The organism is Mycobacterium sp. DHQP2018-32-09 (assembly GCF_058148405.1).
On record NZ_JBYVYK010000045.1, the window covers coordinates 1 to 23,932 of the forward strand.

General features: G+C 70.6%; 25 protein-coding genes. 13 read left to right on the plus strand and 12 right to left on the minus strand.

Annotated features, from left to right (window positions below; translation table 11 throughout):
- The first annotated feature begins 214 nt into the window (after window positions 1-214).
- Entirely contained in the window at window positions 215-1,030 is an 816-nt protein-coding gene (locus AC30CM_RS20265) for an N-acetylmuramoyl-L-alanine amidase-like domain-containing protein (protein WP_490118705.1), read from the plus strand.
- A gap of 50 nt (window positions 1,031-1,080) precedes the next feature.
- Here AC30CM_RS20265 and AC30CM_RS20270 read toward each other — a convergent pair whose 3' ends face one another.
- From AC30CM_RS20270 to AC30CM_RS20285, 4 genes are all read right to left on the minus strand, one after another.
- Entirely contained in the window at window positions 1,081-1,539 is a 459-nt protein-coding gene (locus AC30CM_RS20270) for a hypothetical protein (RefSeq protein WP_490118706.1), read from the minus strand.
- Window positions 1,540-1,734: 195 nt separating this feature from the next.
- The gene (locus tag AC30CM_RS20275; protein ID WP_490118707.1) at window positions 1,735-2,826 is read right to left on the minus strand and encodes a galactokinase; all 1,092 of its coding nucleotides are present in this window, start codon (window positions 2,824-2,826) and stop codon (window positions 1,735-1,737) included.
- Window positions 2,823-3,932, minus strand: coding sequence for a galactose-1-phosphate uridylyltransferase (galT, locus tag AC30CM_RS20280; protein ID WP_490118708.1), 1,110 nt, complete (start codon window positions 3,930-3,932; stop codon window positions 2,823-2,825). Before galT ends, AC30CM_RS20275 begins: the two co-directional genes overlap by 4 nt.
- Window positions 3,929-4,699 (minus strand): DeoR/GlpR family DNA-binding transcription regulator, encoded by a 771-nt coding sequence (locus AC30CM_RS20285; RefSeq protein ID WP_490118709.1) that lies wholly within the window; start codon window positions 4,697-4,699, stop codon window positions 3,929-3,931. The genes galT and AC30CM_RS20285 overlap by 4 nt, the downstream gene beginning before the upstream one ends.
- A 134-nt stretch (window positions 4,700-4,833) precedes the next feature.
- On the opposite strand from AC30CM_RS20285, the gene AC30CM_RS20290 reads away from it, so the two are divergent.
- The 6 genes from AC30CM_RS20290 (at window position 4,834) to AC30CM_RS20315 (ending at window position 11,129) form a co-directional block, all read left to right on the plus strand.
- Complete coding sequence (locus tag AC30CM_RS20290) at window positions 4,834-6,606, plus strand: sodium:solute symporter family protein (RefSeq protein WP_490118710.1); 1,773 nt, start codon at window positions 4,834-4,836, stop codon at window positions 6,604-6,606.
- A 43-nt stretch (window positions 6,607-6,649) separates the two neighbouring features.
- Window positions 6,650-6,928 (plus strand): hypothetical protein, encoded by a 279-nt coding sequence (locus tag AC30CM_RS20295; RefSeq protein ID WP_490118711.1) that lies wholly within the window; start codon window positions 6,650-6,652, stop codon window positions 6,926-6,928.
- Between the two features lie 103 nt (window positions 6,929-7,031).
- On the plus strand, window positions 7,032-7,919 hold the full coding sequence (locus AC30CM_RS20300) for a DeoR/GlpR family DNA-binding transcription regulator (protein ID WP_490118712.1): 888 nt from the start codon (window positions 7,032-7,034) through the stop codon (window positions 7,917-7,919).
- Window positions 7,916-9,436 carry a xylulokinase gene (locus AC30CM_RS20305; RefSeq protein ID WP_490118713.1) on the plus strand — a complete coding sequence of 507 codons (1,521 nt, stop codon included), beginning with the start codon at window positions 7,916-7,918 and terminating at the stop codon, window positions 9,434-9,436. The genes AC30CM_RS20300 and AC30CM_RS20305 overlap by 4 nt, the downstream gene beginning before the upstream one ends.
- A complete protein-coding gene (locus AC30CM_RS20310) occupies window positions 9,433-10,470 on the plus strand; it encodes a zinc-dependent alcohol dehydrogenase (protein ID WP_490118714.1) in 1,038 nt (345 codons plus the stop codon). Before AC30CM_RS20305 ends, AC30CM_RS20310 begins: the two co-directional genes overlap by 4 nt.
- On the plus strand, window positions 10,467-11,129 hold the full coding sequence (locus AC30CM_RS20315; protein ID WP_490118715.1) for a class II aldolase/adducin family protein: 663 nt from the start codon (window positions 10,467-10,469) through the stop codon (window positions 11,127-11,129). Before AC30CM_RS20310 ends, AC30CM_RS20315 begins: the two co-directional genes overlap by 4 nt.
- A gap of 24 nt (window positions 11,130-11,153) precedes the next feature.
- Here AC30CM_RS20315 and AC30CM_RS20320 read toward each other — a convergent pair whose 3' ends face one another.
- Both AC30CM_RS20320 and AC30CM_RS20325 read right to left on the minus strand, forming a co-directional pair.
- Window positions 11,154-11,573: a nitroreductase family deazaflavin-dependent oxidoreductase gene (locus tag AC30CM_RS20320; protein WP_490118716.1), complete on the minus strand. Its 420-nt coding sequence runs from the start codon at window positions 11,571-11,573 to the stop codon at window positions 11,154-11,156.
- A gap of 48 nt (window positions 11,574-11,621) precedes the next feature.
- A complete protein-coding gene (locus AC30CM_RS20325) occupies window positions 11,622-12,515 on the minus strand; it encodes an LLM class flavin-dependent oxidoreductase (RefSeq protein ID WP_490118751.1) in 894 nt (297 codons plus the stop codon).
- 68 nt (window positions 12,516-12,583) lie between these two features.
- On the opposite strand from AC30CM_RS20325, the gene AC30CM_RS20330 reads away from it, so the two are divergent.
- The 4 genes from AC30CM_RS20330 (at window position 12,584) to AC30CM_RS20345 (ending at window position 15,975) form a co-directional block, all read left to right on the plus strand.
- A complete protein-coding gene (locus AC30CM_RS20330) occupies window positions 12,584-12,997 on the plus strand; it encodes a VOC family protein (protein ID WP_490118717.1) in 414 nt (137 codons plus the stop codon).
- A gap of 85 nt (window positions 12,998-13,082) precedes the next feature.
- Window positions 13,083-14,402: a sensor histidine kinase gene (locus tag AC30CM_RS20335; protein ID WP_490118718.1), complete on the plus strand. Its 1,320-nt coding sequence runs from the start codon at window positions 13,083-13,085 to the stop codon at window positions 14,400-14,402.
- Window positions 14,390-15,034 (plus strand): response regulator transcription factor, encoded by a 645-nt coding sequence (locus AC30CM_RS20340; RefSeq protein ID WP_490118719.1) that lies wholly within the window; start codon window positions 14,390-14,392, stop codon window positions 15,032-15,034. Before AC30CM_RS20335 ends, AC30CM_RS20340 begins: the two co-directional genes overlap by 13 nt.
- Before the next feature lie 23 nt (window positions 15,035-15,057).
- Window positions 15,058-15,975 carry a DUF4097 family beta strand repeat-containing protein gene (locus tag AC30CM_RS20345; protein ID WP_490118720.1) on the plus strand — a complete coding sequence of 306 codons (918 nt, stop codon included), beginning with the start codon at window positions 15,058-15,060 and terminating at the stop codon, window positions 15,973-15,975.
- A gap of 119 nt (window positions 15,976-16,094) precedes the next feature.
- On the opposite strand, the gene AC30CM_RS20350 is transcribed toward AC30CM_RS20345, so the two are convergent.
- Both AC30CM_RS20350 and AC30CM_RS20355 read right to left on the minus strand, forming a co-directional pair.
- Window positions 16,095-17,111, minus strand: a complete 1,017-nt coding sequence (locus AC30CM_RS20350; protein WP_490118721.1) for a nitronate monooxygenase — start codon at window positions 17,109-17,111, stop codon at window positions 16,095-16,097.
- Window positions 17,112-17,137: 26 nt separating this feature from the next.
- Window positions 17,138-17,608: an Rrf2 family transcriptional regulator gene (locus AC30CM_RS20355; protein WP_490118722.1), complete on the minus strand. Its 471-nt coding sequence runs from the start codon at window positions 17,606-17,608 to the stop codon at window positions 17,138-17,140.
- A 60-nt stretch (window positions 17,609-17,668) separates the two neighbouring features.
- On the opposite strand from AC30CM_RS20355, the gene AC30CM_RS20360 reads away from it, so the two are divergent.
- Window positions 17,669-18,496 (plus strand): nitrilase-related carbon-nitrogen hydrolase, encoded by an 828-nt coding sequence (locus AC30CM_RS20360; RefSeq protein WP_490118723.1) that lies wholly within the window; start codon window positions 17,669-17,671, stop codon window positions 18,494-18,496.
- A 6-nt stretch (window positions 18,497-18,502) separates the two neighbouring features.
- Here AC30CM_RS20360 and AC30CM_RS20365 read toward each other — a convergent pair whose 3' ends face one another.
- Window positions 18,503-19,156: a pyridoxamine 5'-phosphate oxidase family protein gene (locus AC30CM_RS20365; protein ID WP_490118724.1), complete on the minus strand. Its 654-nt coding sequence runs from the start codon at window positions 19,154-19,156 to the stop codon at window positions 18,503-18,505.
- The gene (locus AC30CM_RS20370) at window positions 19,153-19,749 is read right to left on the minus strand and encodes a cysteine hydrolase family protein (protein ID WP_490118725.1); all 597 of its coding nucleotides are present in this window, start codon (window positions 19,747-19,749) and stop codon (window positions 19,153-19,155) included. Before AC30CM_RS20370 ends, AC30CM_RS20365 begins: the two co-directional genes overlap by 4 nt.
- A 183-nt stretch (window positions 19,750-19,932) precedes the next feature.
- Between AC30CM_RS20370 and AC30CM_RS20375 the strand changes: the two genes are divergently transcribed.
- Window positions 19,933-21,222 (plus strand): HNH endonuclease signature motif containing protein, encoded by a 1,290-nt coding sequence (locus AC30CM_RS20375; protein WP_490118726.1) that lies wholly within the window; start codon window positions 19,933-19,935, stop codon window positions 21,220-21,222.
- Window positions 21,223-21,362: 140 nt separating this feature from the next.
- On the opposite strand, the gene AC30CM_RS20380 is transcribed toward AC30CM_RS20375, so the two are convergent.
- Both AC30CM_RS20380 and cysN read right to left on the minus strand, forming a co-directional pair.
- Window positions 21,363-22,097, minus strand: coding sequence for a 3'(2'),5'-bisphosphate nucleotidase CysQ (locus AC30CM_RS20380; protein WP_490118727.1), 735 nt, complete (start codon window positions 22,095-22,097; stop codon window positions 21,363-21,365).
- Complete coding sequence (gene cysN / locus AC30CM_RS20385) at window positions 22,094-23,932, minus strand: sulfate adenylyltransferase subunit CysN (RefSeq protein WP_490118728.1); 1,839 nt, start codon at window positions 23,930-23,932, stop codon at window positions 22,094-22,096. The genes AC30CM_RS20380 and cysN overlap by 4 nt, the downstream gene beginning before the upstream one ends.

The following is a 23,932-nucleotide window of genomic DNA, read 5'->3' on the forward strand; positions in this document are numbered from 1 at the left end:
GACGGGGCCGCGGCAGGCCCGCCGGGCCGTTGCGGCGCGGGCGCCGGCGCGCAACCGGCGACGGTCACGGCGCCCACCAGCAAGGCAGTCACCCCGCCAGAGATCGTGCGGCGCAATGTGTTCGCCCCCAGGGTCTGCGTCTTCCGGCAACGGAACTCTGCCACCACACCACGTACAGTAGCCAAGGTCGCCGCCACGCAGCGAGGAGCACTTCGTGACCCCCACCCTCACCCGACGCCGGTTGCTGCAGCTGACCTGCACCGGAGCCGCGTTGACCGCGATGTCGGCGGTGCCGACGTCCGCCGCGGCCCCGACCCCGCGCATGTCCACCGCCAGCAGGCAGCTGCTGCAGTCGATGCTCTCGGCCGCCGAGCCGGCCGCCGACGCGAACACCGCGACGCGCACCGATCTCATCTCACGACAGTTCCTCGGCACCCCGTACGGTGCACACACGCTCGTGGGCTCGAGCACCACGCCCGAACAGCTCGTGGTGGAACTGCAGCGGGTGGATTGCTTCACCTTCGCCGACTACGTCGAGGCGCTCAAGCGGGCCGACGACCAGGACGGCTTCGTCTCGGCCCTGGTGACCGTGCGATACAAGGGCGGCGACGTCAGCTTCGCCAACCGCAAACACTTCCTCACCGATTGGGCGGCGACGTCACCCGCGGTGGCCACCGACGTCACGGCCGACCTGTCCGGGGCCGTCGTCCGCACGCAGAAGGCCCTCAACGCCAAGGGTTCCGGTGGGACGTATCTGCCCGGCCTGCCGGTGGTCGCACGCGAGGTGGTCCACGTGCCGAGCGCCGCCGTCGACGCCGACGTACGCAGTCGGTTGCGCACCGGCGACTACGTGGGTTCGTACGCCACCGACGGCGGCCTCGACGTCACCCACGTCGGGATCTTCGTCGATTCCCCCGACGGGCCGGTGGTGCGCCACGCATCGTCGCTCGAGGGCAAGGTGGTCGACACGCCGCTGGCGGAGCACCTGTCGGCGATCCCCGGCATCGTGGTGCTGCGGCCAGCGCTCTGACGTGCGTCGACCCCGCGGCGCGGCAGCGCAGCGGGGTCGAGGCGGGTGAACTAGCGGCAGCTGGCGCCGCCCGTCGACGAACAGCCGCCGTTGGACTGGCCACCGACGACCACCCGGATCAGGTTGCCCCACGCCGTGCCGACGAGGCGCTGCGTGTTGGTGCCCGCCGTGCCCAGGACCTGGCCGGCGTTGGTGCCCGCGGTGCCGACGAACTGGCCGGCGTTGGTTCCTCCGGTCCCGGCGAACTGGTTGAGATTGGTGCCCGCGGTGCCCGCGAACTGGTTGAGGTTGGTGCCCGCGGTCCCCGCGAACTGGTTGAGGTTCGTGCCCACCGTGCCCGCGAACTGACCGACGTTGGTCAGCGCCGATCCGATGTTGGGCGCCGGGGCGTCATCGGCGAGCGCCAGGCCGGCGGGCGCCGCGACCAGCAATGCACCGGCAGCGAGAGCACCCACTGCCATGCGCGTGCCGAAATTGTTGCGTACGTTGAAACCCATCAGTTTGCCCATGATCTTGAAATCCTCCCCAAGCCGGTTCGCGAAGCGATGCTGTGCGTACTGTTCTTGCAGTTTGTCAGCTAGTTCGGAGTTAACTGACGAAAGTGAGCATAGCCCCGGAATCGGCGTATGGGAATTGCTCGAGCAAAATTTGCCATAGCAAATCCGCGACCGGTTCGCGGTCGCGTTCGCGTTGCCTACAGCAAACTAGGAAAGGAGACCCGCACCGGCGGCGGCACGGGTGTGGGTGATGGTCGGCGCGTTGTAACCCGCGGCCGCCATTGCGGCCGGGATCGCCGCGGTCACCTCGGCGACCGCTCCCTGGGGGACGAGGGCGATGACGCAGCCGCCGAAGCCGCCGCCGGTCATCCGGGCCCCGAGGGCACCCGCGGCCACGGCCGTCTCGGCGAGCAGGTCGAGCTGCGGCGTGGTGATCTCGAAGTCGTCCCGCATCGACGCGTGCGACGCGTTGAAGGCCTCCCCCACCGCCGCCAGATCCCCGCTGCGCAACGCGGCCACCACGTCCATTACCCGCGCGTTCTCCGTGAAGACGTGCCGCGCCCGCCGGGCGTCCACCGGATCGGCCACCCGGTGCAGCGCGTCGAGGCCCCACTCCTGGGCCGCCCGCAGGGAGTCGACACCCAGGGCGGTGGCTGCGCGCTCACACGACCGGCGGCGCGCCGCGTACTCCCCGCCCGCGTGCTGATGCGGCGCGCGGGAATCCACCAGTAGCAGCGTCATCCCGCGGGCAGTCGGATCGAACGGCACCTCGGCGACCTCGACGCTGCGGAAGTCGACCAGCAGCGCGTGCCGTTCGAGGCCACGCAGCGACGCCAACTGATCCAGCAGACCCGTTGGTGCGCCGACGTAGTCGTTCTCGGCGCGCTGGGCGATGCGGGCCATGTCCACGGGCGCCAGCCGCTCACCGGTGGCCGCCAGCATGGCCCCGAGCACGGCGCACTCCAGTGCGGCCGACGACGACAACCCCGAACCGACGGCCACGTCACTGGTGATGGTCATGCGACCACCGACGGTGGCGTGGCCGGCCTGCCGCAACGCCCACAGCACGCCCGCGACGTAGGCGCCCCAGCCCGTCACGTCGCCGGGCGTCGTGGAGGCGGCGACCACGACGTCGTCGGGCTCGCCTGCGCTGTGCACGCGCAACTGCTCCCCGCCGTCGGGGTCGAAGGCCACGACGGTGCGCTCCGGCAGGGCGATGGGCAACGCGAATCCGAGGTTGTAGTCGGTGTGCTCGCCGATCAGGTTGATGCGTCCCGGCGCGGAATACACGATGGTCACCGCGCGACCTCCCGTAGTCGGGCGGCGACGCTCTCCGGCGTGACGTCGCCGATGAACGCGTCCATGGCCGACTCCGAGCCGGCGAGGAACTTCAGCTTCGTGGCGCTGCGCCGCACCGACATCAGCTCCACGTGGAAGTAGCCCTCGGCCTGTTCGGCGTCGTCGGGACGATACTGGTGCAGCGCCGAGATGTACGGCAGTGCCGTCGGATACAGCCGGTCGAAGCGGCCCAGGACGTCCAGGTACACCTGCACGAAGGCGTCGATCTCGGCATCGTGCAGCTCCAGCAGGTTGTGCACCCGGCGATTCGGATAGACGTGCACCTCGACGGGCCAGCGTGCGGCGAACGGCACGAACGCCGTGACGAACTCGTCGTGCGCGACGATGCGCGCACCGTCGGCGATCTCGCGGTGCAGCAGGCCGTCGAACAGGTTGGCGCCGTGCGCGGCGCGGAACGCCTGCGCCTGGCGCAGCATGGTGGCCGTGCGCGGCGTCAGGTACGGGTAGCCGTAGATCTGACCATGCGGGTGCGTCAGCGTCACCCCGATCTCCTCGCCGCGGTTCTCGAAGCAGAACACCTGTCGAATACCGTTGCGTGCGAACATGTCTGCCGTGCGATGGCGCCAGGCGTCGACCACCAGGCGCGCATGCGCCGCGGACAGCTGCCCGAAGGACGTGGTGTGATCGCTGGAGAAGCAGATGACCTCGCAGCGGCCCTGGCCGGGAGCGGCGACGAAGGCGTCGACGTGCGGGTCCGGTAGTGCGAAGACACCCCCGCCTGCGGTCACGGCGGCGCCCGACAGGCTCGGGAACCGGTTCTCGAACACCACGACGTCGTAGTCCGGCGCGGGGATCTCGCTGGTGGTGCCCGACGGCCCGGGACACAGCGGGCACTGGTCGGCGGGCGGCTTGTACGTGCGGTCCTGCCGCAAGGCCGCGATGACCACCCACTGCCCGGTCTGCGCGTCGAACCTCAGTTCCGACTGCGCATCCGAGCGCGCAGGCAGTGGTCGCCGGTCGGGCACCGGAGCCGGCGTGTGACCGGGCAGCGCGAAGAACAATTCCTCGCGGCCGTCGGCCAGCGGCCATCGCAGCGGCGCGCTCACGCGGTCACCACCAGCAGCTCGCCCACCCGGTCGGCCACGCGCGAGCGCGTCGTGCCGTCCAACGCGTCGTCGACGACCAGGTGGTCCACCTGGTCGAGCCGGGCGAAGACGCACGAGCCGATCTCGGAGAACTTGGTGTGGTCGGCCACCACCACCAGCGTGGCCGCGATCTCGATGAGGGTCCGATTCGTCTGCGCCTCGGCGACGTTCGGCGACGTCAGACCGGCGGTGACGTCGACGCCGTGGACGCCGAGGAACGTGGCGTCGACGCGGAACGAGGCCAGCGCCGTATCCGCGACGGGACCCACCAGGGCGTCCGACGGCGTGCGCACGCCGCCCGACAGGTACACCGCCGCCGCGCCCACGTCCCCGTCGGTGAGCACCGTGAACACCGACAGCGAGTTGGTGATGACGGTGACCGCGCTGCGACCGCGCAGCACGCGCGCCAACTCCGTGGTGGTGGTGCCCGCACCGATGGCCACGGTCATGCCGTCGGCCACCAACTCGGCTGCGGCGTGCGCGATGGCCACCTTCTCGGTGCGCCGGTGGCGGGCTTTTTCCGAGGAGGTCGGCTCGTCGCCGCGGTGGTGGCTGGCGACGGCGCCGCCGTGCACCTTGCGCAGTAGGTCCTGGGAGTCGAGCACGTCGAGGTCGCGGCGCACCGTCATCTCCGAGACCGCCAGTTCCGCGGCCAGATCGGCCACGCGCACCGATCCGCCGGACTGCAATGCCGCCAGGATCGCGCGACGTCGTTCGGCGGCGAGCACGGGATCGGCCTCCTTCGGTCGGTGGGCACCAAACAATAACGAACAGATTCTCACGGAAACTATCGCGTAAAGGCCCGTTCACTTGTTAGTTTCTGAGGGATTTCTCAGCAGACTAGGAACAGGAGGTGGCGGCTGTGCCCGTCACGGCGACCACGACCCTCGCGTCCACCCTTGCGAACCCGCTCGCTTCGCAGCTCGCCTCCGAGACGTACCAAGCCGACTCCGTGCTGCGTCTGCACGTCGGCTTCCTCGACTACCTGCTCATCGCGATCTACTTCGTGTTCGTGCTCGGCATCGGCTACCTGGCCCGCAGCCAGATCTCGACGAGCCTCGACTTCTTCCTGTCCGGGCGCCGCCTGCCCGCGTGGGTCACGGGCCTGGCGTTCGTCTCGGCCAACCTGGGTGCCGTCGAGATCATGGGCATGTCCGCCAATGGTGCCCAGATCGGTCTGTCGACCATGCACTACTACTGGATCGGCGCCGTCCCGGCGATGATCTTCCTGGGCATCGTGATGATGCCGTTCTACTACGGCTCCAAGGTGCGCAGCGTCCCAGAGTTCATGCGCAAACGCTTCGGCACCGGCGCGCACCTGGTGAACGCGATCAGCTTCGCCGTGGCCCAGGTCCTCATCGCCGGCGTGAACCTCTTCCTGCTGGCCACCGTGATCAACGTGCTGCTGGGGTGGGACCGCTGGGTGTCGTTGATCGTCGCCGCCGTGATCGTGCTGTCCTACACCGCACTCGGTGGTCTGTCGGCGGCGATCTACAACGAGGTGCTGCAGTTCTTCGTGATCCTCGCCGCCCTGGTTCCGCTGACGGTCTTCGGCCTGATCAAGGTGGGCGGCTGGAGCGGCCTCAAGGACAAGATGATCGACACCGTGCGGGCCGACGGCACCGTCACCGCATCGGTCACCGAGCAGCTCAACAGCTGGCCCGGCCAGGCACTGAGCGGCTTCGACAGCCCCGTGTGGTCGGTCATCGGCATCGTGTTCGGCCTGGGCTTCGTGCTGTCGTTCGGCTACTGGACCACCAACTTCGTCGAGGTCCAGCGCGCCATGGCGTCGGACTCGATCTCGTCGGCCCGTCGCGCCCCGATCATCGCGGCGTTCCCCAAGATGTTCATCCCGTTCGTCGTGGTGGTGCCGGGCATGATCGCCGCGGCCGCGATCGGCGACGTCATCAACCTCAAGTCCACCGGTGGCGGCGAGGTCACCTACAACGACGCCATGCTGCTGATGATCCGCGACATCCTGCCCAACGGGCTCATCGGCGTGGCGGTCGCCGGCCTGATGGCGTCGTTCATGGCGGGCATGGCAGCCAACATCTCGGCGTTCAACACCGTCTTCAGCTATGACATCTGGCAGCAGTACGTCGTCAAGGACCGCTCCGACGGCTACTACATCCAGGTCGGTCGCATCGCGACGCTCGGCGCGACGATCCTCGCGGTGTTCACCGCGCTCATCGCCGCCGGCTACTCGAACCTGATGGACTACCTGCAGACGCTGTTCGGGTTCTTCAACGCCCCGCTGTTCGCCACCTTCATCCTCGGCATGTTCTGGAGGCGCATGACGGCGACGGCGGGCTGGGTGGGCCTGGTCGCGGGCACGCTGTCCGCGGTCACGGTGTTCGTGCTGTCGGAGGTGGGCGTGATCGACCTGCCCGGACAGGGCATGCCGTTCCTGGCGGCCACCGCGGCGTTCGTGGTGGACATCGCCGTCAGCGTCGTCGTCAGCCTGGCCACCACGCCCAAGCCGGTCGCCGAACTCGCCGGGTTCGTCTACTCCGAGACGCCGGTGCACATCTTCTCCGACCCGGAGTCGGCCGGAAAGCCGTGGTACCTCAAGCCCGTTCCGCTGGGCGCGGTGATGCTCGCGCTCACCGTCGTGCTCAACATCGTCTTCCACTAGATCGACGTCCAGACCTCTCACGCAGCCAAGGACAGGAGTCCCGATGTCCCAACCGAGCAGGACCGTTTCCCGAGTCTTCGACATCCGCAACATCATCGGCGCGCTGATGGGCATCTACGGCGTGCTGCTGACCATCGCAGGCCTGGCGCCCGGCCTGGTGGCCCAGCACGACGACCGCGCCGCCGAGGGCAACACCGTCGATCTCTACGTCGGCACCGATGCGAACTGGTGGGTGGGGCTGGCCCTACTGGCCGTCGCACTGGTGTTCATCGTGTGGGCGGCAGTGCGTCCGATTCGGACCACCGAACCACGCACCGAGTAAGCGGCCCCCGCACATCACACCAAAGATGTTAAGTGTGTGATGTTTGGTGATATCTTGATGCCTGCATGTCACGTCCGCCATGCCCGCGTCGAGGAGGTCGCCCGTGCCCGCACCGCTGCGCACCAGCACCCACGCGCACCGTCGGTCCGAGATCGTCGAGTTCGTCCGCGCCCGCGGGGGCGCCCGGATCGACGAACTGGCCGACCAATTCGGTGTCAGCACCATGACGATCCACCGCGATCTGGACCATCTGCACGCCCAGGGCATGCTGCGCAAGGTGCGATCCGGGGCCGAGGCGCCGCCGAGTGAAGCCTTCGAACGCAACGTCGACCTGCGCAAATCCCTCAACCTCGCCGAGAAGATCGCGGTCGCCACGGCCGGATTCGCCTGGGCGGCAGACCGAGTGGAGATGCAGGCGGTCGCCCTCGACGACAGCACCACGGCGCTGCACGTGCTGCCCACACTCCTGGAACACCTGCCGCTGACGGTGGTGACGAACTTCCTGCCCGCGGTCAACGAGCTGGCCACCCACCCCGACGTGCGGCTGAACGCCATCGGCGGCGACTTCGTGCCGGAGTTCTCGTCCTTCGTCGGCCCCCAGTCGGTACGCGCCCTGCGCGACATGCACTACGACGTGCTGTTCATGTCGGTCCCCGCGGTGTCGCGCGGCATGTGCTTTCACCCGTCCAGCGCCGCGGCCGACCTCAAGCGCGCCTTCATGGCCAGCGCCGAGCGCAGCGTGCTGCTCATCGACCACACCAAGTTGGCACGGCGCGCCATCCACCGCATCTGCGATCTCGACGAGTTCGACGCCGTCGTCGTCGACGACGGCCTACCCGCTGCCGACGTGCAGCGGCTGGAAGACGGCGGCGCCACCGTCGTCATCGCGGCGACGGCCCGCGACGGGGAGACCGCGGCGACGGCCCGCGACGGGGAGACCGCAGCGACGGCCCGCGACGGGGAGACCGACGAGGAAGCAGGGCAACGATGACGGCACCGCTGGTGGTCGCGGTGGACTGTTCGACGACGGCCGCCAAGGCGATCGTCGTCGACGCGACGGGACGACAGGTGGGTGCGGGCGCCCGGGCGCTCGACACGCACAGCCCCGCGCCGCACTGGTTCGAACAGCACGCCCCCGACTGGTGGACGGCCACCGACGCCGCAGTCCGGCAGGCGCTGGCCGAGGTCGCGGATCCGAGTGCCGTTGCCGCGGTGTGCATCACGCATCAGCGGGAGAGCTTCGTCTGCCTGGACGCCGAGGACGAGCCGCTGCGCCCGGCGATCCTCTGGATGGACGGGCGCGCGGCGGCCCAGGCGCGCACCTACGGCACCGAGCGCGTGGAACTGTTGTCCGGCAAGCCCGCCGACATCACGCCCGGCCTCTACAAGCTGTTGTGGCTGGGCGATCACGAACCCGAGACCATGGCGCGCTGCCACCGCGTCGCCGACGTGCACGCCTACCTGGTGCACGCCATGACCGGCCGCTGGGCGTCCAGCACGGCGTCGGCCGACCCGCTGGCGCTGCTGGACCAGGCCACCGGCGACTACAGCGGCGAACTCTTGGCCCTGGCCGGTCTACGCCGCGACCAGCTGCCCGAACTGCTGCCCACCGCAACGCCGTTGGGTCCGCTGCTGCCCGCCGTCGCCGACGCCTGGGGCGTGCGGCGTGACGTCGTGGTGGTGGCAGGCACCGGTGACGGACAGGCAGCCGGCGTCGGCCTCGCGGTCACCGACCCCGGTGCCGCCTACCTGGTGCTCGGCACCGCCGTGGTGATCGGCAGCGAGACCACGTCCTACATCCCGTCGCGGGCGTACCGCTCCATGGTGTCGGCCATGCCGGGTCAGAGCACCGTCGAGACGTTCAGTTCGTCGGGCACCTTCCTCACCACGTGGTTCCGTCGGGAGTTCGGCGACCCGGCGCTCGCCGGCGCCCCCGACCCCGCCCTCGAGGCCGCCGCGGCGGCACTGCCCGTCGGCAGCGAACGGCTGCTGACGCTGCCGTACTGGAACGCCACGCAGACCCCGCACTGGGACAGCCAGACCTCCGGCGTCGTGATCGGTTGGCAGGGCTGCCACACCCGGGCGCACTTCTACCGCTCGCTGCTCGAGGGCATCGCGTTCGAATTGCGGCTGCAGCTGGACGGTTTGGAGGACGCCAGGGACTCGCGCGTGCGGGTGATCCGGGCGATGGGCGGCGGCGCGCGCAGCCGATTGTGGACCCAGATCCTGGCCGACGTGTTCGACCGACCGCTGCAGGTATGCGCCTCCGGCGAGGTGAGCGCGCTCGGCGCCGCCGCGATCGCGCTGACCGCCATCGGCGCCCACCCCGACCTACCGACCGCTGCGGCGACCCTGGCCCGCACCGACGAGGTGGTGGCACCCCGGCCGGAGGCGGTCGCCGAATACGCCCGGCTGCGCACCGTCTACGAGCGCGTGTTCACCGAGACCCGCGACCTACTGCACGCCCTGCACGAGCTACCCCACGACACACGAGGAGAACGACGATGAGAGCGGCCATCTTCTACGGGCCCGGCAAACTCGACCTGGAAGACGTCGAGTCGACCCAGCCCGGCCCCGGCGAGATCCTCGTCGAGGTCAAGGCGGCCGCCACCTGCGGTACCGATCTGAAGTCCTACCGCCGCGGCCATCCCAAGCTGTTTCCCGTGCTGCCCTCGCGGTTCGGCCACGAATTCGCGGGCATCGTCACCGCCGTCGGCGACGGCGTCACGAAGTTCGCCGTCGGCGACCGGGTGACAGCGGCCAACACCGTGCCCTGCGGACACTGCTGGGCGTGTGCCCGCAATCGCCAAAGCCTCTGCGAGAACCTGGAGTTCCTCAACGGCGCGTTCGCCGAGGAGGTCGTGATCCCAGCCGCGATCGTCGAGCGCAACACCTACGTGCTACCCGACGACCTCGACTTCGCCGACGCCGCACCGCTGGAACCGCTGGCCACCGTGGTGCACGGGATGGCCGAGACGGGAATCCAACTGGGCGACACCGTCGTGGTGCACGGCGCCGGACCCATCGGGCTGATGTTCGCGCGGCTGGCCACGCTGCGCGGCGCCAACGTCATCTCGGTGGACCAGTCGCCGTGGCGCCTCGAGCAGGCCCGCAAGGCCGGCGCCGTCGACACCATCGACCTGTCCGACGTCGCCGACTTCGAGGACCGCGTTGCACTCATCAAGAGCCACACCCCGGCCGGCCGCGGAGCCGACGTCTGCATCGAGGCCGTCGGCCTCCCCCAGGTGTGGGAGCAGGCCGTGCGCACGCTGCGCCCCGGTGCCACCGCGGTACTGTTCGGCGGAACGCCAAAGGGCGCACCGTTTTCCGTGGATTCCAGTGCGATGCACTACGAGGAGTACACGCTCAAGGGCGTCTTCCACCACACGCCCGACTACGTGCGGGTGGCCGTGGAACTGCTGTCGAGCCGCAAGGTCGACGGCTCGATGCTGGTGACCGAGCGCCGCCCCCTCGAGGCGCTGGTGCCCAGCCTCGAGGACATGGCCGCGGGCCGCGGCTCCAAGTACATCCTCGAGCCATGAGCGCGTCGCTTCGGCTGGCGGCCGAACGTCAGCAGGTGGTCGACGCCTGCCAGTTCCTGAGCCGCTCGGGACTGGTGGTGGGGACGGCGGGCAACGTCTCGATCCGCGTCGACGACCTGGTGGTCATCTCCCCCAGCGGCGTGGACTACGAGGCCATGTCGGCGCGCGACGTCGGCATCCACGATCTCCGAGGCAACGTGGTGGATGCCGTGCTGGCACCGTCGAGCGAGCTGGCGCTGCACCTGGCCGCCTACCGCGCCGGCGACCACACCGCGGTGGTGCACACCCACGCGCCGGCGTCGACGGCACTGTCCACCGTCGTCGACGAGGTGCCGGCATCGCACTACTACACCGCACTGTTCGGCGGTGCGGTCCGCGTCGCGCCGTACGCGACGTTCGGCACGCAGCAGCTGGCCGACAACGTCACCGCCGCACTGCGCGACCGCACCGCCGCGCTCATGGGCAACCACGGCGCCGTGCTCGTCGGGCAGGCTCTGCCCAAGGTGCTGACCCTGGTGCCCTATCTCGAGTACGTCTGCGACGTGCACCTGCGAGCCATGGCCAGCGGCGCCCCCGTGCGCACGCTGGACGCCGCCGAGATCGCCGAGGTGGGGCGCCGGTTGTCGGGCTACGGTCAGCAGGCCACCGGCGACCGGTGACCGGGCCGCGGCCCGACGGGCCGCCTACTCGACGACGAAGACCGGGATCTGGCGGTCGGTCTTGGTCTGGTACTCCGCATACGGCGGGTACGCCTCGACGGCCAGCTTCCACCAGTGCTCGCGCTCCTCACCGGAGATCTCGCGGGCCGTTCCGGTGGTGACCTTCTCGCCGTCCTGGACGGTGACCTCGGGGTGCTCCAGCACGTTGAAGTACCAGCTGGGGTGCTTCGGGTCGCCACCCTTGGACGCCACCATGGCGTACTTGCCGTTCTCCTCCACCCGCATCAACGGCACCAGCCGCTTCTTGCCGGACTTGGCGCCGGTGGTGGTGAAGAGCACGATCGGGCGGTCGAGGACCTCGACTCCGTCGGTGGTGCCCGTGGCCAGGATCTTCTCGGTCTGTTCGCGGACCCAGTCCGTGGGGCTCAGTTCAGCATCGCTCACGCCCAACGCTAACACCGCGGACGAGTCGACGTATTCCGTCGGAGGTTTCTAGGCGAGGTCGCCGGTGACGTCGGCGACCACGTCGGCGACGCGGCGCACCTGATCCACGTCGGCGCTGGTGGGGATGAGGTGGACCTCATCGGCGCCGATGTCGGCGAACCGCCGCAGCGCGGCGGCCAGGTCCTCGTCGGTGCCTGCCCACCCGGTGGTGGGCGCCATGGCGTCGACGAACTCCGACGGGATCCAGTTCATGTACCGCAGCAGGTGACGGTGCACCTGGGCCCTGGCCTCTTCGGGATCGCCGAGGGCGAACCAGAACGACGTCGCCAGATGGGGTTTCGGCTTGCCCGCCTCCGCCCACGCGGACCTGGCCACGTCGAACAGCTCCGCCTCCCGAGCCACGTCGAGGTCGAGCGTGGTGCCCGCCAGCCCGTCGGCCCACGCCGCCGCGCTGCGGATGGTCTTGGGCCCGATGGTGCCCACCAGCAGCCGCGGTCCCCCCGGTTGCACCGTGGGCGGACCGACGGGCAGCACGGCCTCGGTGACCTTCTCTCCCGCCCAGACCCGCTTCATCACGGCCACCCGGTCGGCCATCCCACGCATGGTCTGGGTCGCGGTGTCGGCGCCCACGGCGCGGTAGTCCTCCTCGCGGCCCCCGACACCGAGGCCGACGGTGAGCCGACCACCGCTGAGCACGTCACCGGTGGCCAGCGCCTTGGCCAGCGCCACCGGGTCGTGCAGTTGCGGCACGATCACCGTGGTCACCAGCCGCACCCGGTCGGTCCACGCCGCCAGTGCGCCGAGCAGGGTCAACGACTCCGGGTTGTCGAAGCAGACGCGCTCCCCCCAGCACAGTGACGAGAACGGGCCGGCGTCCACCTGCGACGCCCAGGCGCGCAGCAGCGCGGCGTCGAGCTGGGGTTCCATCACCGGCATCGTCATCCCGATCTGCACGCCCGGATTCTGGCACGCCGTGCCGTTGCGCATGGCCGACCTGGCAACATCAGGGCATGGCAATCACTGCACGCGAGGTGGCGCACGTCCGGCTCACCGTGACCGACATCGCGCGGTCCCGCGCCTTCTACGAGGCGGTCTTCGGCTGGCCGGTCGCCGTCGAACTGCCTCCCGACGCCGACACCGCGACCCGCGAACGGCTGGCGTTCCTCTTCGGCGGCGTCATCTTCGACGCGGGCACGTTCCTCCTGGGGTTGCGCCCGGTCGCCACCGACGGGTTCGACGAGGATCGCGTGGGCCTGGACCACCTCTGCCTGCGGGTGCAGTCACGGGCCGAACTAGATTCCGCCGCAGCGCTTCTCGATGATCTCGGGGCGCCGCGGGAGGAGATCAAGGACATCGGGATGGGGTTCATCCTCGAATTCCGCGACCCCGACGGCATCGCCTTGGAGCTGATGGCGCCCGCATAGCGAGGGCCATCGCGGGGGTTTTCCCCCACCCACGTCTCGGGCAATCGCCGTACCGCGCAGCACCGGCGGTCCATAGGTTTGAGGCATGGTTGCAGTCACCGAGCCGATCGGACCCCTCGCCGCTCCCCCGACCGCCGCGCCCGCGGGCGGCGACGCGCCCGCGCGCCGCATCGGAGTGGTGCCGACGGCGTCCATGATCACCGGCGCCGCGGTCGCCGTCGTCTGGTTCTGGATCCCCCTGACCATCCTCGTCGTCGGCATCACCGGCATCCCGTCGATCTTCGGGTTCGCCTTCTCCGCCGTCGTCTTCGCGTACGTGATCCGGTTCGCCGAATGGGTCGAGCGCGCACGTAGTGAGGCGGTCTTCGGCATGGGCATCCCCGTGCCGCCGCGAAAGTGCTCGCCGTACACCGGGTTCAAGCGCTGGGCCCACCAGCTCTGGCTGGACTACTGCAGCCCGCGGTTCTGGAAGGCAGCCGCCCACCATGGCCTACGAACCGTCTACGACGTCGCCGCGACCGGGTTGGCATCGGCCCTGGTGGCGTTCGCGTTCCTGGGTCCCGCCGTGGCCATGGCGATCCACTCCAGCGGGCCCGCGCTGGGATGGCAGTTCGTGTCTCCCGCCCTGGCCTGGGTACTGGCCGTCGTCGCCGTCGCCGCGGCGGTCGCCATCCTGGTGTTCGCACCCGCCGTCGACGCCCGCATCGACCGCTGGCTGCTCTCCCCCTCGCCGACGGCTGCTCTGCAGCACGAAGTCTCGGCACTCACCGACGCCCGTCAGGGTGCGGTGTCCTCCGCGCAGGCCGAACGGCATCGCATCGAACGCGACCTCCACGACAGCGTGCAACCACGGTTGGTGTCGTTGGCGATGACGATCGGGCTGGCCCAGACCAAGCTGGACACCGACCTTCCGCAGGCGCGCAGACTCATCGGCGAGGCACACGCCGACGCCAAGAGCGCGCTGGAGGAACTGCGCAACGTGGTACGCGGCATCGCTCCCACCATCCTCGCCGACCGCGGCCTCGACGCGGCCCTGTCAGCGGTGGCACAGCGCACCGAAACCGCGGGCGTGCCAACCAGGCTCGACGTCTACCTGCCGACGCGCCTGCCGTCCGAGGTGGAGTCGGTGGCCTACTTCGTGGTGGCCGAGGCGCTCACCAACGTCGTCAAACACGCCGGGGCGAGCCAGGCCATCGTCACCGTGCGGTTCGACGAATCCCAGGGCGTGCTCTACGTGTCGGTGTTCGACGACGGCGTCGGCGGCGCCGAGGCTCCGGCGGGCGAGAACGCCACGGGATTGCGCGGCCTCGACGACCGGGTGCGCGCCGCGCGCGGCACGTTCTCGGTGTCGAGCCCCACCACCGGACCGACGATCGTGACGGCGGTGCTGCCATGCGCATCGTGATCGCCGAGGATTCGGCGCTGCTGCGGGCAGGCATCGAACGCATCCTCACCGACTCCGGACACGACGTCGTGGCCGGCGTCGGCGATGCCACCAACCTGCTGCACCTCGTCAACGAGACGCGGCCGGACCTGGCGATCGTCGACGTGCGGATGCCGCCGACGTTCACCGACGAGGGCATCCGCGCCGCCGCACTGCTGCGCAGCCAGAACCCGGAATCCCCGGTGCTGGTGCTGTCGCACTACGTGGAGGAACGCTACGCGGCCGATCTCATCGCCTCCGACACCCGCGGTTTCGGATATCTGCTCAAGGACCGCGTCGCCGACGTGCCCGCGTTCCTCGACGCCGTGACGGTCGTGGGCGGCGGCGGCACGGTGCTCGACCCCGAGGTGGTGTCGCAGATCCTGGTGCGCTCGCGGCAGCGGTCCCGGCTCGCGGCGCTCACGCCCCGCGAGACCGAGGTGCTGCAGCTCATGGCGGAGGGCAAGACCAACTCGGCGATCGCCGCCGCCCTGCACGTGTCCGTGGGTTCCGCGGAGAAGCACATCGCGTCCATCTTCACCAAGCTCGACCTCGCCCCCGACGAGAGCGAGAACCGCCGCGTTCTCGCCGTCCTCCGCTACCTCGAATCCTGATCGTCCGAGAAAGGCGTCACACCGTGAGCACGTCCCTGCCGACCCTGCCGACCGTTCCGCCCGCGCTTCCTCCGAGGGGCGCACCACCGGCGTTGACCCCCGGGGGCCGTTCCGCGTTCCGCGGCGTCCTCGTGGCCGTCGCGATCGTGGTGGTCGCGGGCACCCTCGTCGCCCTCGGCGCGGGCGCCTGGGGCCTGTCGACGATCCGCGTCGTCGCCGACGGCAAGCCGTTGCCCGCCGACATGCGATCGCTGACCATCGACGCGCGCGACGTATCGGCGGCCCTGCGCATCGAGACCACCGACGACGCCACCGAACCGCGCGTCTCGATGCGCGTCGTCGAGTCCGCGCGCGAGGCCGGACAGGTCCTCGACGTCGCCGTCTCCGGCCAGGACGCCCGAGTGGTGGTCCGCGGCGGTGAGCCGAACCTCCTGGGCTGGGGCCGCGTCGGCGAGATCACGGTGACCCTGCCGACCGCGCTGGCCGCCCGGCTGTCGATCACCACGCAGCAGGACACCGGGGTGCTGCTGGCGCGCGCCGACGTCGACACGCTCACGGCGAGCAACGAGGACGGCGCGATCGTGCTGAGCGGCGCCGCCCGCCGCGTCGACGTGCGCACCGGCTCGGCCGACATCAGCACCCACCACCCCATCGCGGTACGCGAGTCGTTCGTCGCCAGCTCGATCGACGGCGGCGTGTCGGTGGAGTTCACCGGTCCGCCGCCCCGCACCATCGAGGCCACCACCGCCGACGGCGACGTCACGGTGCGGGTGCCCGACCCCGGGCCGTACGAGGTGCGCGCCTCCGGTGAGACCACCCGCATCCGGGTCCCACAGACCAGCGACCCCGCGGCGGCCGTCGCCCGGATCTCGGCGCGCTCGGGATCCGGCACCACCGTCGTCGAACCGGCCGGAGCCGACGGCCGACACCCACACGGCTGACGGTCCCGGCGTCGCCCGCGAGAACGCGTGCGGCACAGACCTGGACCCCCGACGGGCCCGTGGTGGTGCGCGGCGACCGCGCCCAACCGCCTCAGGCGCTCACCGCTCGGTAGACCGCGTCAGGCCAGCGTCGCCATGATGTCGGCCACCGAACCCGTTCTGGCCTTGCGGAACCCGGTGCCTGCCCACACGTTGGTGCCGTGCGGATCGCCCGCCTTGACCGCGGCGGCGCGCAGCGGACTGGTCAGGTAGTGCACCTCGGGATAGCCGAACGGGGCCAGCCGGTCGTGATCGTCGATGAACCGGTTGCGCAGGCCCCGCGCGTAGCGACCCGAGAAGGCGCGCGTCACCGTCGTTTCCGTGAAGGCAGGGTCTCGTAGGGCCGCCCGGTGCACGGGGCTGCTGCCGGACTCGTCGGCCAGCAGGAACGCCGTACCGAGCTGAGCCGCAACGGCACCGGAGGCACACACGTCGGCGACGTCGGCGGCCGTCATCAGGCCGCCCGCGGCCACCACCGGCACCTGCAGGGCCCGCGTGGTCGCCACGACCAACTGGTCCAGGGGCTGCGTCGCGGGGTCGGCCAGCGGATCGAGGGTGCCGCGATGCCCGCCGGCGTCCGGCCCCTGCGCGGCGACGACGTCGACACCGCGGGCCACGGCCCGTTCGGCCTCGGCCAGCGTGGTGATGGTGGCGACGGTGGGGATGCCGGCGTCGCGCAGTCGCGCGATCTCGTGCGTCTCCGGCAACGCGAACGTGAACGACACCACCTCGGGCCGGGTATCGAGCACGACGTCGAGCTTGGCAGCCCAGTCGTCGTCGTCGAAGCGGGGTTCACCGATGCCGACGCCGTAGCGGCTGGCGTCGGGCTCGAGCGACGCGGCGTATCGCCGCAACGTGTCCTGCGAGGCCACGCTGGGCTGCGGTACGAACAGGTTGACCCCCAGCGGCCCGGTGGTGAGCGCCCGCGCGGCTGCGATGCGCTCGGCCAGCGCCGCCGCCGTCAGATACCCCGCGGCCAGGAAGCCGAGTCCGCCCGCGTTGGTGCCCGCCGCGGCCAGCGCCGGCGTACTGGGACCGCCCGCCATGGGCGCCACGATCACCGGAACCGCCAGACTGCGCAGATCGAAACCGCTCATGCCACCTCCCTCGTCGCCGGACCGGATCAGCCGTGCCCGCGTTGCGTCTCCTGCACCAGATAGGTACCCGCCAGCTCGGCGACGTGCTCGGGCAATGCCCCGGTGGCGACGTCGGCCAACGTGGTCTCCTCGAGCACCGAGCGCATGCTGGCCCGCAGCGCCCGCCACACGTCGGTGAGCGCCGCCGTCGGACCCGCGTACGGCAGGTCCCCCAACCCGATGTCGCGCACGCTGGCCAGCGGCCCGTCGATGCAGCGGAGCACGTCGGCGATGCTGATCTCCGCAGCGGGCCGGGCCAGCTCGTAGCCGCCTTCGCGGCCGCGGTGGCTGCGCACCAGGCGATCCGTGCGCAGGGCCGTGAGGATGTCCACCAGGAACTGCGCGGGAATGCCCTGCGCCTTGGCCAGGTCGTCGGTCTTGACCAGCGCGCCGTCGGCCGCGGTGGCCAACTCGACCATCGCCCGGACGGCGTACTCCGCCTTGGCCGACATCCGCATGGGAGGAATCATGCCATCGAGGCGCGTGCGCTTCGGGCACCCGTGCGCCACCATCGTGGGATGACCACGCGCGTGACCTGCTGCCAGATCGCCCTCCGCATCGGTGACACCACCGGCAACCTCGCCACGGCCCGGGCCGCGATCGAGGCCGCGGCCCGCGACGGCGCCCAGGTGGTGGTGCTGCCCGAGCTGACGCCGTCGGGCTACGTGTTCGCCGACCGCGCCGAGTTGGCCTCGCTCGCCGAACCGCGCGACGGTGCCAGCGTCACCGAGTGGGCGAACCTCGCCGAGGCGTTCGACCTGACGATCGTCGCCGGCTTCGCCGAGGACGCGGGCGAGAAGATCTACAACAGCGCCTGCGTGGTGGACCGCACCGGGCTGCGCGGCGTCTACCGCAAGACGCACCTGTGGGATGCGGAGAACGCCGTCTTCGACCGCAGCGACGACCTGCCGCTGGTCGTCGACACCGACCACGGCCGGCTCGGCGTGCTGATCTGCTACGACGTCGAATTCCCGGAGTGGGTGCGCGCCGTTGCCCTCGCCGGCGCGGATCTGCTGTGCGCCCCGGTGAACTGGCCCCTGCTCCCGCGGCCCGAGGGCGAACGGCCCACCGAGTTGGTGCGCGCGCTCGCGGGCGCCGGGGTCAACCGCATGCCGCTGGCGATCTGCGACCGGGCGGGCGCCGAACGCGGCGTCGACTGGATCGGCGCCAGCGTCATCACCGATGCCGACGGCTACCCCATGGCACTCGCCCGCTACGGCACCCCGGACGCCATCACCGCCGACGTCGACCTGGCTGCCGCGCGGGTCAAGAAGTTCAATCAGCACAACGACGTTCACGGTGACCGACGCACCGACCTGTACCGCAGGGCCGGACTGCTGGACTGAGTTCCCTCAGGCCTGGACCAGGGCGCGCACGGAGGGCGGGACCGGGATGCCCTCGGTCAGATCCGGCGCCGCTTGCGGCTCGCCGTACGTCACGGTCATCGGCACCACGCCGGCCCACGCGTCGCCCGCGACGTCCTCCTCGGGATCGTCGGGCCAGCCGTCGCCCACCTTCACCGACCAGTTGTCGGCACCGATGGGCAGTCGCAGCGCCAGCGTCGCCGCGAGTTCCCTGCGCGTGCTCGGACGCAGCTCGGCGACGCGACCGGGGATGAAGCGGTCGGTCAGCGCGTCCAGGTAGGCCACCTTGTCGGCGTCGGGAACGGTCTCGAAGACCCCGAAGAGCGTGGCACTGCGGTAGTGGAACGACGACTCGAACGCGCTGCGCGCCACCACGACGCCGTCGAGCGAGGTCACCGACACCGCGGCCGGTGCCCCCTCCGCGAGCGCCCGCATCCACGGCGATCCCGTGGAGCCGTGGATCACCAGGTGGTCGTCGACGCGGGCGAATCCGGTGGGAAACAGCACCGGATGGCCGTCGCGGACCAGCGCGACCGTGGCCAGCGGGCTGCCGGCGAGCACCGCGTCCAGGTCCGCGCGCGTCAGCAGCTGCTTCTCACCGATGCGGGTCACCTTGGTGGACGGCATCTTCGAGGTCGTCACGACGGGATCCCGGACGCGTCGGGTACCACGACGGCGAACAGATCGGCCAGGGCGGCCAGGCTCGCCGCCTGCAGTGCCGCGGCGGGCACGGCGGTGCCGTCGGCACCTGGCAGGCTCCTGGTGGCCGTTGCCGCGGCGACCACCGTCGGCGCATAGCCGAGGTTGAATGCCCCACGCGCCGTGGAGTTCACGCACATGTGCGTCATGAACCCGGCCAGGATCACATTGCTCGCACCGACCGCCTTCAGATGGCCTTCGAGGTCGGTCTGCACGAACGAGTTCGGGTAGTTCTTCGTCACGATGGGCTCGCCGTCGCGCGGCGCGACGGCCGCGACGATGGCACCGCTGTGGCCGGCGACGTCGTAGAGCGATCCGGGGCCGTCGTCGTGGCGCACGTGGACGATGGGGATGCCGGTGGTGCGCGCCCGGTCGAGGAGCGTCGCGGCCTCCTCCAACGCGGCCTCGACGCCGTCGAGCGCCATCACACCCTCGGTGTAGGTGTTCTGGCAGTCGATCATCACCAGCACCGAGGCGGCCAGCTCGGCGGGTTGGCCGGGCATCCCGGCGAGTTCACGCAGCGTGGGTCTGGTCATCTCACGCAGCGTAGTCAGCGCCCGGAGTTGCGCAATCTTGATCGGGCGGGTGGGCGACGGCGGTGACCCCGGGGCACCGGTAGGCGAGCGCCGGACGGGCACGCGACGTCCCCGGCGACGGAACGACGAAGCGGGCGTACGTCGGCCGCGGGACGTGTCAGACCCCCCTGGCAGGATGAGGTCATGTCCAGTGCGGCAGGGGTTTTGACCGAGGGGGTCAATCCGTATGCGCGGCTGGAGCCGGTGTTCGCCGAGTTGGCCGAGTTGGTCGGGCAGCGCAATGCCATCGACGGGCGGATCGTGGACCTGGTCGCCGAGCTGGAGCGCGACGAGCTGTGGGGCGCCACCGGTGCGCGGTCACTCGCGGCGTTGGTGGCGTGGAAGACCGGGGTGTCCCCGCGCAACGCCGAGACCGTGGTCGCCGTCGCGCGGCGGGCCGAGGAGTTCCCCCGCTGTGCCGCCGGGTTGCGGGAGGGCCGGTTCTCGCTGGATCAGGTCGCCGTGATCGCCGAGCGCGCCGCGGCGGGCTCCGACGAGCACTACGCGCAGTTGGTGGGCAACGCGACCGTGACGCAGTTGCGGACCGCGGTGGCATTGGAACCGAAACCCGAGCCCGCACCCGAGCCGGCGCCGCAGCCTGAGCCGCGGCGGTCCATCAGCGCGCGGGTCGGCGAGCACGGCACCACGTGGCGGATCACGCTGCCCACGGTCGAGGCCGCGGTGTTCGACGCCGCGCTCGCCGCGCACCGCGATGCGTTGGTCACCGAGTGGAAGCGCGGGCACGCCGAGGGCGCCCGTGGCCCGGAGTCGGACACCACGGCGCCGTTTCCGGATGCCGTCGACGGGTTCCTGAGCCTGGTCGAGGCGGGCTGGGACGCCGACGTGGCGCGCCGCCCGCACGGCCAGCACACCACGGTGGTGGTGCACCTCGATCTCGACGCCCCCACGGCGGCGGTGCATCTGGGCGCGCACCTCAGCGCCGCCGATCGCCAGTACCTGCTCTGTGATGCGACGTGCGAGGTGTGGCTGGAGCGGGCCGGTCAGCCGATCGGCGCCGGACGCAGCACCCGTCAGATCGGGCGCCGGTTGCGGCGGGCGCTGGAGCACCGCGACCGCTGCTGCGTGGTCCCCGGCTGTGGGGCCACCCGGGGTCTGCACGCCCATCACCTGGTGCACTGGGAAGACGGTGGCGAGACCGAGGTGGCGAATCTGGTGCTGGTGTGCCCGTTTCATCACCGGCTGCATCACCGCGGCGGCATCACCCTCACCGGCCCCGCCCACGCCCTCGTCGTCGCCGACCGCGAGGGCCGGCCGCTGACCGGCGGGTCGGTGGCCCGCCCACCCACCACCGACCCACCCCGCGTGCCACCGTGCCCCGGCCCCACCGGCGAACGCGCCCAATGGTGGTGGTATCAGCCCTACCAACCCCAACCACCACCGACGGACGACGAGGACGAGCTACGAGCCGGATGACGGCTTCCTGAAAGCGCGTCTTCCTGAAAGACAATGCCGGACTAGCCTTTTCAATCGGATCGAGGCGCGCGACGAACGACGCCACCGGACCGAGCGGTGCCGCCCGCGGCCAGCTCGAGCCGCCGACGAACGGGCCCCGACTACCGCCCGGCCGTCACCGCCAGCACCGCGTCGGCCAACTCGGGCCGGCACACCACCAGGTCGGGCAACAGGACGTCGGACTGGTTGTAGGCCAAGGGCGAACCGTCGATGCGCGACGTGAAGAGGCCCGCCGCGCGCGCCACCGCCACCGGGGCGGCCGAATCCCACTCGTACTGACCATCGGCGTGCACGTAGACGTCGGCCACCCCCTGCACCACCGACGCCACCTTCGCACCCGCAGAACCCATTTCGACCAGCGTCCCGCCGAGGGCGTCCCGGACCTCCAACGCCACCGCGGGCGGGCGGGTTCGCGACACCACGACGCGCGGAGCGTCGGGCGCGGCAGGCGGTGGAGCCACCGCCGGCGTCGCCAGCGTGACACCCTGTGCGGGCAGCGCCACCGCTCCCGCCACCAGTTCACCCCGCTCCCACAGCGCCACGTGCACCGCCCAGTCCTGCCTGCCCAGTTCGGAGAACTCCCGCGTCCCGTCGAGCGGATCGACGATCCACACCCGGTCCGACGTCAGCCGCACCCGGTCGTCGACGCCTTCCTCGGACAGCACGGCATCACCGGGACGCTCCTGCGCCAACGCCGCCATCAGGAAGTCGTGGGACCGCTTGTCCCCCGCCGCCTTTCGCTCCTTGGCGTCGGCCTCGGCGAACTCCTCGCGAACATCGAGCAGCAACCGGCCGGCCGCGGTGGCCAGGCGCGCGGCGACCTCGTGGTCACTCACCCCCGTGCCGCCAGCATCTCGATCACCTGGTCGGCCAGCTCGTCGGTGGACCGATCCGGCGTCAACCGCAGATCCGGGTTCTTCGGCCGCTGATACGGGCTGTCGATGCCGGTGAAGTGCGTGATCTCACCCGCCCGCGCCTTGGCGTACAACCCCTTCGGATCACGGCGCTCGCAGTCCTCCAGCGGCGTGTCGCAGAACACCTCGAAGAAGTCCAACCCCGCATCACTGGTCACCTTGCGCGCCAAGGCCCGATGCTCCTCCAACGGGCTGATGGCGGGAACCAGCACCACCTGCCCGGACTCGGCGAGGATCGCAGCCACGTGCGCCAGCCTGCGCTGGTTCTCCGCCCGGTCTGCCATCGAGAAGCCGAGGTCGGCGTTCAGGCCGTGCCGCAGGTTGTCCCCATCGAGAATGAAGGCGGGCGTGCCGGATTCGATGAGCTTCTGCTCCACCAGCACCGCCACCGACGACTTGCCGGAACCCGACAGCCCCGTGAACCACACCGTGGCCCCCTGCGACAGCCGCTCCTTGCACAGCGACTCGTGCCGCACCGTGTTGGGGCTCGACGTCCGCGCCGTGACGTACGGCAGCACCATGCCCGCCGCCACCGTCACGTTGGTGTCCGGATCGATCAGGATGAACGATCCCGTGGCCGCGTTGCGGCTGTACTCGTCGAGCAGCAGCGGCGTCTGTGCGCGCAGCGAGATGCGGCCCAGCTCGTTGAGCTTCAGCGCCGTCGCCGACTTGTCGCGGTGCAGGGTGTTGACGTCCAGGCGATAGTCCAGCGCCGTCACCCGCACGCGGGTGGTGCGCGTCGTGTGCTTGATGACGTAGTCGCGGCCAGGTTCCAGCGCCGCACCGTCGGCCATCCAGCACACCGTCGCGTCGAAGTCCTGCGCCACCCGCGGCTGGTTGTTGGGCCGCGCGATCATGTCGCCACGCGAGATGTCGATGTCGTCGGCCAAGCTCACCGACACCGCCATCGGCGGAAACGCTTCCTGCACCGGCCCGCCGGGACCGTCGATCGCCGTGATGCGACTGGTCTTGCCCGCAGGCAGCACCACCACCTCGTCGCCGGGGCGCATGACACCGCTGGCGACGGTGCCCGCGTAGCTGCGGTGGTCGGCGTGTTCGCGCGTCTGCGGCCGGATCACGTACTGCACCGGGAAGCGCACGTCGACCAGGTTGCGGTCCCCGGCGATGTACACGTCCTCGAGATGGCTCAGCAGCGACGGGCCGTCGTACCACGGAGTGACGTCGGACTTCGTCACCACGTTGTCGCCGTTGAGCGCCGACAGCGGGATGGTCGTGACGTCGTGGATGTCCAGGCGGGCGGCGAACTCGTGGAAGTCGTCGCGGATCTCCTCGAACCGCTGCTGATCCCAGTCGACCAGGTCCATCTTGTTGACGGCCAAAACGATGTGCCGAATCCCCAACAGCGAGGCCAGGAATGCGTGTCGGCGGGACTGCTCCAGCAGACCGTGGCGGGCGTCCACCAGCACGATGGCCAGCTGCGCGGTCGACACGCCCGTCACCATGTTGCGGGTGTACTGGATGTGCCCGGGAGTGTCGGCGATGATGAACTTCCGCTTCGCCGTGGCGAAGTAGCGGTAGGCCACGTCGATCGTGATGCCCTGTTCCCGCTCGGCGCGCAGGCCGTCGGTCACCAGGGCCAGGTCGGTGTAGTCGTTCCCGCGCTCCTTGGAGGTGCGCTCGACCGCGGCCAGCTGATCCTCCATGACGGCCTTGCTGTCGTACAGCAGCCTGCCGATGAGCGTGGACTTGCCGTCGTCCACCGAACCTGCGGTGGCGATGCGAAGCAACGTGGCCAT

Excerpts from the sequence above, each read along its gene's own strand:
- AC30CM_RS20335 (WP_490118718.1), top strand. The coding sequence starts at position 13,083 with ATGGTTGCAGTCACCGAGCCGATCGGACCCCTCGCCGCTCCCCCGACC.
- AC30CM_RS20270 (WP_490118706.1), bottom strand. The coding sequence starts at position 1,539 with ATGGGCAAACTGATGGGTTTCAACGTACGCAACAATTTCGGCACGCGC.
- AC30CM_RS20375 (WP_490118726.1), top strand. The coding sequence starts at position 19,933 with ATGTCCAGTGCGGCAGGGGTTTTGACCGAGGGGGTCAATCCGTATGCG.
- AC30CM_RS20315 (WP_490118715.1), top strand. The coding sequence starts at position 10,467 with ATGAGCGCGTCGCTTCGGCTGGCGGCCGAACGTCAGCAGGTGGTCGAC.
- AC30CM_RS20355 (WP_490118722.1), bottom strand. The coding sequence starts at position 17,608 with ATGCGGATGTCGGCCAAGGCGGAGTACGCCGTCCGGGCGATGGTCGAG.
- AC30CM_RS20330 (WP_490118717.1), top strand. The coding sequence starts at position 12,584 with ATGGCAATCACTGCACGCGAGGTGGCGCACGTCCGGCTCACCGTGACC.
- cysN (WP_490118728.1), bottom strand. The coding sequence starts at position 23,932 with ATGGCCACGTTGCTTCGCATCGCCACCGCAGGTTCGGTGGACGACGGC.
- AC30CM_RS20370 (WP_490118725.1), bottom strand. The coding sequence starts at position 19,749 with ATGACCAGACCCACGCTGCGTGAACTCGCCGGGATGCCCGGCCAACCC.
- AC30CM_RS20360 (WP_490118723.1), top strand. The coding sequence starts at position 17,669 with ATGACCACGCGCGTGACCTGCTGCCAGATCGCCCTCCGCATCGGTGAC.
- AC30CM_RS20350 (WP_490118721.1), bottom strand. The coding sequence starts at position 17,111 with ATGAGCGGTTTCGATCTGCGCAGTCTGGCGGTTCCGGTGATCGTGGCG.
- AC30CM_RS20340 (WP_490118719.1), top strand. The coding sequence starts at position 14,390 with ATGCGCATCGTGATCGCCGAGGATTCGGCGCTGCTGCGGGCAGGCATC.
- AC30CM_RS20310 (WP_490118714.1), top strand. The coding sequence starts at position 9,433 with ATGAGAGCGGCCATCTTCTACGGGCCCGGCAAACTCGACCTGGAAGAC.
- AC30CM_RS20295 (WP_490118711.1), top strand. The coding sequence starts at position 6,650 with ATGTCCCAACCGAGCAGGACCGTTTCCCGAGTCTTCGACATCCGCAAC.
- AC30CM_RS20305 (WP_490118713.1), top strand. The coding sequence starts at position 7,916 with ATGACGGCACCGCTGGTGGTCGCGGTGGACTGTTCGACGACGGCCGCC.
- AC30CM_RS20325 (WP_490118751.1), bottom strand. The coding sequence starts at position 12,515 with ATGACGATGCCGGTGATGGAACCCCAGCTCGACGCCGCGCTGCTGCGC.